Below are 12,801 nucleotides of genomic sequence, written 5' to 3' on the forward strand. Positions count from 1 at the left end.
GAAATCGGCAACGCCGATAATCATCCTACCAATAGGCGCTTAACGCCACCATTAAGATGGCGCACTACGGAGAAGATCGAATCCGCAGCGCGCGCCCTAGATTATCGCGATATACGAAACACGTTAAATTGCTGCTGATCGATCACACCGGTCGATTTACTGCTCACGGTTATTTGGCTACAAACGAAAAAACCAGGAGACGATGGCTCAGGGGTAGACGGTGAACGGCATGCACCGAGCTCAATGGACAAGGAGTCGTCCCCAAGCGGCACAGCCACTAACTGCCCCGGCGCGATTTCGGTAACCGGTGCGGCAGTATCAAATCGAGAGTTGGTTTGACGAACATTAATGGGATAGCCACATACATTCTGCACTAAAGCCGTGCGATTAGTTCGCACTTGAACCTGCGCGAGACAGGCGATAGCGCCTTCACCGGCCTGAGTTGTCGGTGGCGCAGGGGTTGGTGTCGGTGCAGGCGTTGGCGTCACCGCATTGCCACCACCAGATGAGGTGCCACCATTGTCACAAGCTGAAATAAAAGTCAGGCATAGCGCCACCAACAGAATTTTTGAATAATAAAACATGAATAGATGTCCTGAAATTGTCCCTAATTTGCGTCGAGGCGGGATAATAACGAAACCATCTAGGCATATCCAGCGCTATAGAGACAAATCAATCTCGGTATTGCACAGCTGGATTTCTTCGACTTGCGCATCTCTTATAAAAGCGCCACCACACTGACCGAGCCTCAAAAAGGAGATTCACACCTACATCTCGAATACAGCGCTCGGCCGACCGTCTTTTTGTTTTGCTGACTGATAACTAGAAACTTGCTTGATACGCTGTACCCAAGCTCGACAATTCGGGTAATCGTTTTTGAGTAAACCTTTGCTATCAGCAGATTCCAATGGGTAACTCAACATCATATCTGCCGCACTTAACGCGTCTCCAGCAAACCAACCTGTAGCCGCCAAATCGGCTTCGGCCTTATCCAATAGAAGTTTCATTCTAGGTTTAACCATTGCCGATGACGCCTTACCAAGCACCGTTTTGATTAATGGCCGAATTAGTCTTGGCGAGCGTGTTTCCAACATCTGAAATACAATGCTCATCAACATCATTGGCATCATCGAACCTTGCGCGGCGTGAAACCAAAACAAATAGTCCGTGCGAGCAGCCGAGTGCGGCGCTGGCCTTAAAGGTGACTCGGGGTATTGATCTAGGATGTAATCAAAGATGGTACTAGTCTCGGCCAAATTAAGGTCGCCATCAGTGATTACCGGTGACGTACCTAGCGGCGAAACCGCTTTATAATCAGCTGGTGCAAGCCGAGTCTGCTTATCACGTTCATACACTTTGAGCTCATAGGTAGCGCCTAATTCTTCCAGCAGCCATAGCACCCGATATGATTGCGAATATTCCAAATGATGCAGAGTTAACATTGTTATATACCTAACTTGGGTTACTTAGTTTGAAGCTATTTACTCGCAATTATCGAGCCTGTTCCGAAATCCTATCACATGCCTTATTGCGTAAAGCCCATATAGTAAAAATTGACTATTCACAGACTACTCTTAGTTTACCTTGGCTAAATAAATAGTGTGTTTACTGCCTTTTCCTTTATGCGCCCTAACCGTTTTATAGCTGACGTCAAACCGCGCTTTTTTGAGCTTCTTAGTAAAACTGGGATCATGCCAAGCTGACCAGACCGCAAGCACACCTTTGGGGCGGAGCATCGCGCGAATTGTGTGCAAGCTATCGATTGAATAGAGCGCACTATTATCATCATGCGTAAACGCTTCAGGGCCATTATCAACATCTAATAAAATTGCATCGTAGGTGGCTTGCTGAGTTAAGAACAACTCAGCTACGTCACCTAAGTAAACCCGCGTTCGCGTATCGTCCAGAGGTCTGCCAGCACATTCTCCCAACGGACCTTTATTCCACTCAACAACTTCGGGCACTAATTCCGCCACCACCACCTCGGAGCTGATTGAGACCGCTTGCAGCGCAGCGCCAAGAGTAAAGCCCATCCCTAAGCCACCAACCAATACCTTGGCATTTTCAACGCCCTCTAGATGTGCACAACCTAATTCAGACAACGCCACCTCCGACGAATACATACGGCTCGACATTAACTCGCCATGCACACCGGTTAACGAAATAGCGAAATCACCATCTCGTTGAGTTAACGTCAACTCGCCGCCGTCATTCGGAATAATAGCCTTGCCTAATAAGACCGTAGGTATCGTTTTTTTCATGTAAAGTGATAGCCAGTAGATAGCTGGTAATGTTTATGGGTAGTCGTTGTCAGCGCTTGCTGTTACCAACTATCACGACCAATAAGAACCGCATATTAACACTGCTTGTTTAGGCATTTAGCAAAGCTCTGCAGAAAACCGTACTACCAATCGATTTATTTACTTCACACGCTAGTTTTATGGTTGTTATTGCGACGCTACAACCAATCAAAGTAAGCGCTCTACTCTCTGACAAAACCACATCGCCGCAAAAAATGTTAGGCTAAACGGGCCATACGGCCGCCCCAATCTCAGATTCCCTTGCGATCACTCCCGTACCATATTTCTCCAGCGACGAAATTATGTTATGACTTGGGAATGAACCTATCAATTCCAAATCCGCGCCTCGGTAGCAGCATCATTATTTCGGCTATTTGCGCTTTAATAATGAGCAGTAATAGTGCGATCGCAGCGATTACTGTTGAATCACTAGAAGGCCTGAAGTCGGCACCATCAATCTTGGTGCTATCTAAAGCAAGTGCTTCAGATTTAGCGATGCGTACCAGCTTAGAAGCGCAACTGCCAGGCGCGAATGCTAGCATCTCGCTGCAGCAAGTCGCCGCGGTATCCCTGCGCAATGGCGGCACTGTGCAAAAATACACGCGTCGATTCCATGACATTCCGATCATAAACGACTGGGCCGTAGTTCGCCTCTCGCCACAACAGCGAATAGAGACCATCAGCTATCATGTCAGTCGGCCAACCTCCAAACTCAACGTTGCATCACGGCTGTGGAGTTTGAACGAGCAAGCGGTATTAACAAAACTCGTTGAATATTCGACTATCCAACCCACAATCCAACCACAAGCCCATACACTTAAACGCGGCTGGTTTAAGCGTGACAACACCTTGTTGCCCGCCTACACCGTGTCGGCCAGCCAAATGCTAAATGGACAACCGGCGTTATTTAGCCTAGTCATCTCAGCAGACAATGCAGACTTGCTAGCTAAATATCCGTTGTCCCACGACCTGACAGCTTACACCTACAACATCTACGCTGATGGCGCCCCTGAACTTCCGCATCAAACGCCGCATGGTGACGTCTCACCACACGCAACGGGTGCGCCGAGCGCCACGCCACCGAGCATGTTCGTAGCTCAAAGTGAATTCAATATTACTGAGTTATCAAACACGTCGAATGACCCGTGGCTGCCCGACAATGCCACTGAGACGGTTGGCAATAATGCCGATGTGTTTTTCAACTTCACTCGCGACACTGATGGAGTTTTTGACTTCTTTGGCGATGGCTATGGCCCACAGTACCGAATTCGAGGAGATGCCTTCGATCAAGATTTTCGAGCACCGGTCACCGACAACAAATTAATCTTTGATTATTCACCAACGGACTATCAAAGCGACTACAACCAGCCGTTTGACAGCATTAGTAATCCCAGCGCACAACAGGTCGAAGCGATTAACGCCCAACAAGTCCAAGCATTTTATCTCGCCAACTTGATGCACGATGTATTTTACGATGCGGGCTTCACCGAGTTGGCCGGAAATGCGCAGTCTTCTAATTATGGTCGAGGCGGCATCGAAGGGGATCCGCTAATAGTGCACATAAACAGCTTCACCTTCATCACAACTACTGAAGACGGCACCTCACCCGTAATCCATTTAGGTCGATCACGCGGCGGCAGCACCGCCTTTGACACGTCGATCTTCGCTCATGAGTGGACTCATTACATGTATCGCCGACTGGTAAACCCTAACATACTAATCGCCGACAACCAGTCCAGCGCCATTAACGAAGGCTGGGCCGATGTCGTTGGTGTATTGATGTCAATGAAGCCAAACCACCTCGATAATAGTAACTCGCTTGGCTTCACTAGCTCCTATTCACTAGGCGGCTACTTCACCCAAGAGCGACGTAGCGAAACGTTTCCTGACCCTTATTTCTACGGTATTAGACGACTACCTTACGGTTCGGCCAACCCGTTCACCTTTGGTCATATTGCTCACAAAGCACCACTGCCTGCGAACATCGAGTATTCAGATTATAACGGCCGCGCCACCCAGAATTCGCAAATTCACACTGCCGGTGAGATATGGGCCAATGCCGTGCTCGCCTGCTTTCGCGACGTCTTACTGCAACGCCCTAACATTGATTTTGCAACCAAGCGCAACCTACTTGCGAGCTATGTGGTTGGTGCCATGGCCAACACACCACCCAACCCAACTTTTTTGGAAGCTCGCAATGCGTTGTTAAGCAGCATAAAACAAACCTCAACCAGCGACTTTGATGCCTGTCAAATTCGCTTCTCCAATAAAGGCATGGGCGCTGAAGCTATCGCTCCGCCGCGCAACTCAAAAACCTTTGCCGAGGTAGTCGAGAGCTTCTCATCCGCAAGTCTACATTTGAGCATTGTGAGTAGTACGCTGAAAGATAACATCGTCAGCCTAGACCAAGACGGTATTCTAGATCAAAACGAGACCGGACAGCTTGTGCTGAACCTACAAAACACCGGCTTTGAAACCATCAGTCAAGCAAGCTTAAGCTTGGTGTTGCCATCGAGCGACTACCAAGTAAGCTCCGCCACACCGGTGCAGCTCACCAACCTGGCTCCGGGGCAACAGGCTCAAATAAAATTACCACTACGTTTACTGCATAATCGTCATTTTGATCTAAGCAACTTTGCCATCGCAGTCAACCTTAGTGGCAGCAACCCAAACTGGGAACGCGACTATAACTTGGTCACGCAGCACCGCACCCATTACGATTTAGCCACTCAAACCTCAACTGACGCAATAGGTAATGAGTTCGACCTAACCATGCGTGATTGGTCTCTGTCGCGCCAATCACCGCAGACCTACGTCGACTCTAAATGGCAAGAGGTATACGGCGCCAACAATTCAGTTTTCGAACTACAAGAACCAGTATTAGGACAAGAAGGCTATGTAAGCCGAGCTTGGGAAAGCCCTTGGATGCAAGCCATTGGATCAGAAGTATCGCTTAATTTTGAGCATGCCTTCGAACTGACAAGCGGTGAAGCATTGATCGAAATCTCCGAGAATGGCATCGACTGGACTCCGTTCGATGTAACAAGCAATCCGTATGAAGATACGTCCTCAAGTTTTCCGAATCTGGAACCACAACATCTAACCAGTCTTACCATACCGAATGGCACTCAATTTAAAATTCGTTTTCGAATCGAGGCTTTAGCACCACTCCGCTGGCAACTAGACAACATCAGCATCAGCGGTGTGGCAAAACAGCCGTTCCAAGAAGTCCTGCCGGAAGATGGTAAAGACATTAGCGGATTTTGCTTGCCAATTAAAGTTGCCAATGGCGCCGTAGTGATTTGTTTGTAGTTAACGCGAACAATTAATTCTTGGATGCTTGACCTTAAGGCGCGTAACAAGAAAAGCACATCTAGGCCTGCACTATCCTACACGATATTACGCGCAATCCATTGCCGGCCAAGTTTCAGGCTGAGGCCACCAATCGCCTTCGCCCAAAAAATTGGCTACCATGTCGCCCAAGCTGATATCGAATACCGAGTCAATCGCCGCTTCGCCACCGTCATCCCTATTTGCTTGGTTAGCAAATTCAACAAAGGCGGAGTAATTCTCAGACAAATTAGTAACTAAAATTTGAGCAAGCTGATAGCTTAACGCTTGACCTTCATCAGGGCGAAAAAATGAATCCCCGCGCCAAAATTCTTGCATCTCGGCTTCGCCCCAGAACCGTTGATGTTTGTTAAACATCTCTCGGTCAAGCAGCACTGGCATTTGCCCGCAAATAGCGGCCTCCATATTCACCGCCATGCCCTCGTTTAACCATGCCGGAATCGGCAGGTGATCAACTAGCGCATGCGTCATCTCATGTGCTGCAATCAACTCTGCGTTATCCAAGTTATCGTGTTGAAATACAAAATGCCCATACCCATAGTTCAGATACATGCCAGAACTTAACCCGTATGTACCCTCTTGCGGCCCGTAAAAACTTACATAGTCATAGTAATGATCAATCTCGCCAAAGATAACGACCACATGCTTCCCGTAACCTGCATCGCTCGCTATACCACGTAAAGTGCTTAGCAGGCGCTTACGACAGCGCTCTAGAAAACCTAAAAAATTATTGTTGTAACGGATTGTCTCATTGCTAACCAAAATGAAGTTATCCGTCTCGGTCTGGGCATAGCCCGCCGGCAAGTGTGCAATCAACTCGCGCATCCAAGTCCGAGCGATATCACACCAAAGCGCGTTGTGATCTTGGCTCACTACGTTAGAGTCCACGTAACGATAGATGCCGTCCCAGTCAGGGCGGGGCAATTTTTCGTGAAGCGAGAAATGTGAATTTATCCAATCCATATGATGAAATATTGTAAACGTCTCAAACTTAATAATTCGAATTACCTTATAACAGAAACCATCATTTAGCAGGTCAAAACTAGAGAATAAAAACGCCCGAAATGCACATCCCGATTAGCCAATGAGATGATACTAGTTGACAAATAATTACTTCGAAGCAAGCAACGTAGATTCGGCAAGATATTACTTGTAGACCTAACCCCAACTTCTACAGCAAAAAGCCCCGCATCAAGCGAGGCTTTTTGCTTACTACATTATTGCTCGATAGTGCCGCCACCACCGCCGCCTGAACCGCCGCCAGTGCCGGTGCCTTCACGGCACTGATTAAACCATGGTGGTCTAGGCCCAATAAGCCCAACCTCTATTTTAAAATTTATATAATTAGACTTCGGGTTAGTCGGCGAACCCACTGCAACACGCTCTGCATGATAGGTTCCGCAATAGACAGGATCATTTGCAATAATTGCCTCAATGATCAAAGCTCCGCTACCGTCTGTGTATCCAATAATATCGCCGTTATAGCCAAGCGGGCCGGGATCACCATCAAATTTTACATGCGTACGCCACGAATAAACCGCCGAATAAGGCTGGGCCGGATGCGTTGTTATCGTATGCGAGGCATATTGGCCCAGTAGGTAAGCCGTCGAATTGCGCGATGAATAAGTAGTCGCGAATGCCGAGCTGCAAACACAAAATAGCAAAACTGTTGTTAATACTCTTTTCATAAAATTATCCTTTATTTATTAGTTAACAATGAATTCGATAACGGGCGCCCGGTCAGATGTTATGGAATCAACGGTCGCGGTGGCACTATTCACTGTAATTAAGAAGAGTCGAATATGTAATTAAGGACCGAGCCAGCAGGCAACGCTCTATAGGAATGCTCGCTTACAGCACGGCTATTCCAAAATTTCCATATTATTCCCCCCAAGAGAATGCGCCTAAAAGGCTAATCCAAGTTAGCCGTACGATCAAGCTATTTACGGTACTTTTGTCCATTAAAGTGAGCCGCCGAAAGTAAACGTTGCTCACTCCGCCAGCCGTCACAAATGAATGACATTTTGGTATTACCAATTATGTAAGTCAGGCAATACCTTGAGAGTAGTAAAACTATATATCATGAGCTTTTGACTATCATTCGCAGTAAAAACACAGCAACCACCGACAAACTCTCGCAGTTTTTTACAATTATTACTTTAGTCAAAATGGCCCAATTTATAGGCCAATTTCGTGCATTACATGTCAATAATCGACCAGTAATAAGAAATTCTGTATAACGCTGACGCCACGCAATTCAAAGTTAGTCAACCTTTGGTATTTCAACTAGCTCTAATATTGTATTACCAATAAAAGAAACATTGTTATACAGGATTGCTTGATGTTTCAATTTTATTAAGATTAAATGCAAGGGTTAAGAAAATTCTTAACATGTGTCATACAACTTTTTAGATCGACATTTTGCTCTAAACGGCTACTTATTGACGATGCGACTGTGACGACTCCAGGCCAATTATTTTCTCGGAAACAGTTTTGTGAACGCAGCCCTACTCACAAATCTTGACTAACAATTAGTGCGAATTATCCGAGTAAAACCTCGTGACTCCAGTCTACAAACTTGCAACTAACTCAAATTAAAAAATAAAGAGTTAGTGCAAACACACCACACAGAGGAACATCTTTAATGAAAATACTTATAAAAATAGTAATGGCGATGCGCTGATCAGTAGCACATCAACTTGTTGTAATTAGGGTGTAAAGCATTTCTCACACCTCGAAAAATTCTCCAACATTTAGGAATTTAATTATGAATTTCAAGTACCTAGCTATTATCTACACCTATTCATGCATAATCTTCTCGGCAGCTACACACGCCACGAATGTGGTCAATGACGACTTTGCGACTGACGGAACAATAACCACCGACGCGGCCTATTTCGCTTCTAGCAGTTCAGACGCCCTTGAGATAAACGCAAACTCAATCGGCTTAGTCAGCGGCTCGTCCGGCCGTCAGGTCCACGCCTTATTCAACACTCAATCTCTAGACAATGCCGGCGATATGCTTAAGGCATCGATCACCTTCACGACACCAGCAACCATCGCGTCTAGCAACGAAGACCTTCGGATCGGCCTGTTTGATCACCTAGAGAGGAATTCCGCCGCGCAACTGGCGCAAAACACCAGCTACGACTCATCAAACCCCAATCCAGATTTCTCGGGCTTACCTGGGTTTTACCTTGAATTAGATGTCGAAAGCGCCGATCCAACCACAGACCTACAGCTTCGCCGTTCTGACCCGTCGACAACAGGTCGTCTACTGTCAACATCAACGGGTTTCACAGCTCTTGGCGACAGCGCAGACCTAGGCTATTCAATAGCCGCCAACACTGAATACAGCGTCGAGTTAACAGTGCTAAGAACCAGTGCCGATACGCTGTCGATCACCGCTGATTTCGGCGAGTACACATTTACCACGACCGATCTATTACCCGCCTCCTTTAACTTTGGCATGTTAGCAATGGGATCTTCGTCTGGAGCTTTCGGTTCCACTAACGTGCCAGATGTAGACCCCGCAACGGTTAATGACAATGGCATCGACATCAATAACTTCACCGTTGAATTCATACCGACTACCGATGTTATTGTTGATGAGTCCAAGGTCGTCAATGACGATTTTGCAGCCGATGGAACCGCCGCTACCGACGCCGCCTACTTCGCCTCCAGTGGTAGCACGGCAATTGAAGTTAATACAAACTCCATCGGGTTGGTAAGCGGCTCGTCAGGCCGTCAGATTCACGCCTTATTCGACACTCAATCTCTAATCAATGCTGGCGACACACTCAAGGCTTCAATTACCTTTACAACACCGGTAACGGTGGCGGCCAGCAACGAAGATATTCGTATTGGCCTATTTGACCACTTAGACCGTGACAATGCGGCTCAATTGGCTCAGAACACCAGTTATGATTCGTCTAATCCTAATGCAGATTTCTCCGGCTTACCTGGTTTCTATGTCGAACTAGATGTCGAAAGTGTTGACCCGACTTCGGACTTACAAGTTCGCCGATCAGACCCATCGACAACCGGTAGCTTGCTGTCCACATCGACTGGTTTCACAGCGCTTGGAGATAGCGAAGATCTAGGGTATTCGATTGTCGCAAACACTGAGTACACTGTAGAGCTGTCCCTAATGCGCACCGAAACAGATTCGCTAGCGATAACGGTAGATTTCGGTGGCGACACTTTCACCGTTAGCGATACAACACCGGCGTCCTTTAACATTGGCATGTTAGCGCTCGGCTCATCATCTGGAGCCTTCGGTTCTTCGAATACGCCAGGAGCCGACCCAGTAACCGTTAATGACAACGGCATCGACATCAATAAATTCACCGTCGAGTTAATTCCGTTTGAACCAGGAGATGGTGGCGACACCGGCAATTCGAACACGGCAACCGTTGTTGATGACAATTTTCTTGCCGATGGCACTGCTGAGCTTGATGCGGATTACTACACCTCAAGCAATCTCAGCGCGCTTGAGTTCAATAATAATTCAATCGGCTTAGTAAGCGGATCCTCTGGCCGCGCAGCTCATGCCCTATTCGAAACTCAAACTCTCGAGAAGGCAGGAGACATATTAAGAACCGCTATTACGTTCATTACACCAGCAACCGTTGCATCAGGCGGAGAAGATTTTCGCATCGGCTTATTCGATCATTTAGGCCGCAATAATCAACAACAGCTTGCGCAAAACACCACCTACAGTTCGTCTAACCCCAATCCCGATTTTGTCGGCTTGCCAGGCTTTTACTTAGAATTAGATGTTGAACAATCCAGCCTACAATCAGACTTAGATATTCGTAAATCCAGCCCCACCACAACAGGCCGCTTGATCAATACCACTGGTGGTTTTACTGCGCTGGGAAATGGCCCAGATCTTGGCTACACCTTTCAGCCCAACACGGAATACACCGTGTATTTGGAAATTGTGCGTACTGCCAACGATGAGCTTGATGTCAGCGGAATTTTTCTAGGTAGAACATTCACCGTTACCGACACAGCTCCGTTGTCGTTTAATTTTGGCCTGTTAGCGTTAAACGCATCGTCAGAAGCATTTGGCTCAACTAACTCGCCGGGCACCGACCCCACTACCGTCAATGATAACGGCATCGACATCACCAGTGTCAAAGTCGACTTTATCCGCACGTCGGCAGTTAATGATGATTTTGCCAGCAATGGAACTACCGCAGCAAGTGACTCCTATTTTGCCTCCAGCAATTCGAGCGCAATCGAGTTTAACAACAACTCTGTCGGTCTAGTTAGCGGCACATCCGGGCGCCAAATTCACACGCTATTCGACACTCAAACACTAGTCAATGTCGGTGACACACTCGAAGTTTCCGTTGACTTCTCTACTCCAGCGACAGTCGCAGCGGGCAATGAAGACCTTCGCTTTGGAATCTTTGACCACTTAGGTCGCATCGCAGAGGATCGTCTGGGCCAAAACACCAGCTTTAGCTCGTCAACGCCAAACGCCGACTTCGCTGGCCTTCCGGGGTATTACCTTGAACTGGACATTGAAAGCGCAGACCCTGCAACCGACTTAGATATTCGACGGTCTAACCCGTCGACTACGGGTCGCTCATTAACAAGCTCTGATGGGTTCACATCCTTAGGCAATGGAGACGATATCGGTTATGTAATTGCTGCTGACACCAGTTATACAGTCAGTTTTACGATTGAACGCACTGGCACCGATGAGCTGGATATCACCGCTAGGTTCCTCGGTAATTTGTTAAGAGTTACCGACGTAGCACCCGAATCGTTTGATTTTGGTATGTTAGCTATCTACGCGAACTCTAACGCTGTTGGTTCATCGAGCACTCCCGGCACCGACCCCGCTATAGTCAACGATAATGGAATCGATATTACCGGTGTCACGATCAACTACAACCCATTTTTTGAGGTGGAAGAAGTGGAAATTCCGCCGATCAACCCACCAATCGGCGACCATCCAGACGTTGAGATCATTCCCGGACTTCCTCCCGGCGAAGAACTCCCATTTGAACCGCCTGTTGATCAACCTGGCGACGGCACTCCATCCGCCCCATCTGAGAACTTCATTGGCGCTCTACCGGCCATTACATTGCTCTTGCTGAACGACGATGTAGAACTGACTAACGCCGAAAAAGTCGCTAATTACTTTGGCTTGAACCCTAGTTTCGCTCCATGGGAAAACTTTGATTTAAGTGATTGGGCACTTGACGCACCTAACGTGGACCCATTGGGGTTAGATCCCAATAACGACGGTGTAATAGGCGATGGATTTTCCGCGCGGACTGACGATGCGGCATTCGCTCGCGGCGAACTTTTTCCCGGCTCAGAGCCTTTTTTCTTTACTGGCTCAGATGGTGCAATGGTATTTAAATCGACCGTAGGCGGCGCTAGAACATCGCAAAACACCAGTTATGTTCGATCAGAGTTACGAGAAATGTTGCGCGCCGGTGACACATCGATTAGCACGCAAGGAGTCAGTGCCAACAACTGGGCTTTAGGCTACCAGCCTGAGAACCCAGATATCGGCGCGCGCGGCGGTAGGTTAACCGCAACCCTAAGTATCGACCAAGTCACTACTACCGGAGTCAGCGGCCAAGTTGGCCGAGTGATCATAGGGCAAATCCACGCGGAAAATGATGAGCCGCTACGCCTCTATTATCGAAAGCTACCCGGCAATACTAAAGGTAGCATTTACGCCGTGAGTGAGATCCGTAATGGCGATGACCTACCGCACTTCAATCTCATTGGAGACTCGTCAAGTAGTGCAGTCGATCCGGTAAACGACGGAATTACGCTTGGTGAGCTATTCTCTTATGAGATCACTAATATTGCGGGAGAAATAGAAATCATCATCCGCAGAGGTGATCGCGATGGCGAAATTATTGCTACTGAAACAATTGACCTAATTGCTGAAAACAGCGGCTACGATGTTGTCGATGAGTGGATGTATTTCAAAGCCGGCGCTTACACGCAGGACAACACGGGCGTTAGTAATGACTTTGCGCAAGTACGCTTTTATCGTTTAGAGAATAGCCATTAGTCCGTAACGACCTGGGCGAACTAACGTAGATGTTAAATTGTCTAGCTGCTTGCCCAATTCGCTGCTTAGGAGCTCCTTATAAGGAGCTCCTTATAA

At 47.5% G+C, this 12,801-nt stretch carries 7 protein-coding genes; 2 read left to right on the forward strand and 5 right to left on the reverse strand.

Annotation, left to right across the window (positions count from 1 at the left end; genetic code table 11):
- Positions 1–101: 101 nt before the first annotated feature.
- The 3 genes from DFR28_RS09180 to DFR28_RS09190 form a co-directional block, all read right to left on the reverse strand.
- Positions 102–584 carry a hypothetical protein gene (locus DFR28_RS09180; protein WP_113954029.1) on the reverse strand — a complete coding sequence of 161 codons (483 nt, stop codon included), beginning with the start codon at positions 582–584 and terminating at the stop codon, positions 102–104.
- Positions 585–767: 183 nt separating this feature from the next.
- The gene (locus tag DFR28_RS09185) at positions 768–1,442 is read right to left on the reverse strand and encodes a glutathione S-transferase family protein (RefSeq protein ID WP_113954030.1); all 675 of its coding nucleotides are present in this window, start codon (positions 1,440–1,442) and stop codon (positions 768–770) included.
- 132 nt (positions 1,443–1,574) lie between these two features.
- Entirely contained in the window at positions 1,575–2,261 is a 687-nt protein-coding gene (locus DFR28_RS09190) for a spermine/spermidine synthase domain-containing protein (RefSeq protein WP_113954031.1), read from the reverse strand.
- Positions 2,262–2,618: 357 nt separating this feature from the next.
- Between DFR28_RS09190 and DFR28_RS09195 the strand changes: the two genes are divergently transcribed.
- Complete coding sequence (locus DFR28_RS09195) at positions 2,619–5,612, forward strand: M36 family metallopeptidase (protein ID WP_113954032.1); 2,994 nt, start codon at positions 2,619–2,621, stop codon at positions 5,610–5,612.
- Positions 5,613–5,699: 87 nt separating this feature from the next.
- On the opposite strand, the gene DFR28_RS09200 is transcribed toward DFR28_RS09195, so the two are convergent.
- Both DFR28_RS09200 and DFR28_RS09205 read right to left on the reverse strand, forming a co-directional pair.
- Positions 5,700–6,614: a hypothetical protein gene (locus DFR28_RS09200; protein ID WP_147250980.1), complete on the reverse strand. Its 915-nt coding sequence runs from the start codon at positions 6,612–6,614 to the stop codon at positions 5,700–5,702.
- A 254-nt stretch (positions 6,615–6,868) separates the two neighbouring features.
- Positions 6,869–7,339 (reverse strand): hypothetical protein, encoded by a 471-nt coding sequence (locus DFR28_RS09205; protein ID WP_113954034.1) that lies wholly within the window; start codon positions 7,337–7,339, stop codon positions 6,869–6,871.
- 1,079 nt (positions 7,340–8,418) lie between these two features.
- Here DFR28_RS09205 and DFR28_RS09210 point away from each other — a divergent pair.
- Positions 8,419–12,705, forward strand: coding sequence for a polysaccharide lyase family 7 protein (locus DFR28_RS09210; protein ID WP_113954035.1), 4,287 nt, complete (start codon positions 8,419–8,421; stop codon positions 12,703–12,705).
- The last annotated feature ends 96 nt before the right edge of the window (positions 12,706–12,801 follow it).

The organism is Arenicella xantha, assembly GCF_003315245.1.
GTDB lineage: Bacteria > Pseudomonadota > Gammaproteobacteria > Arenicellales > Arenicellaceae > Arenicella > Arenicella xantha.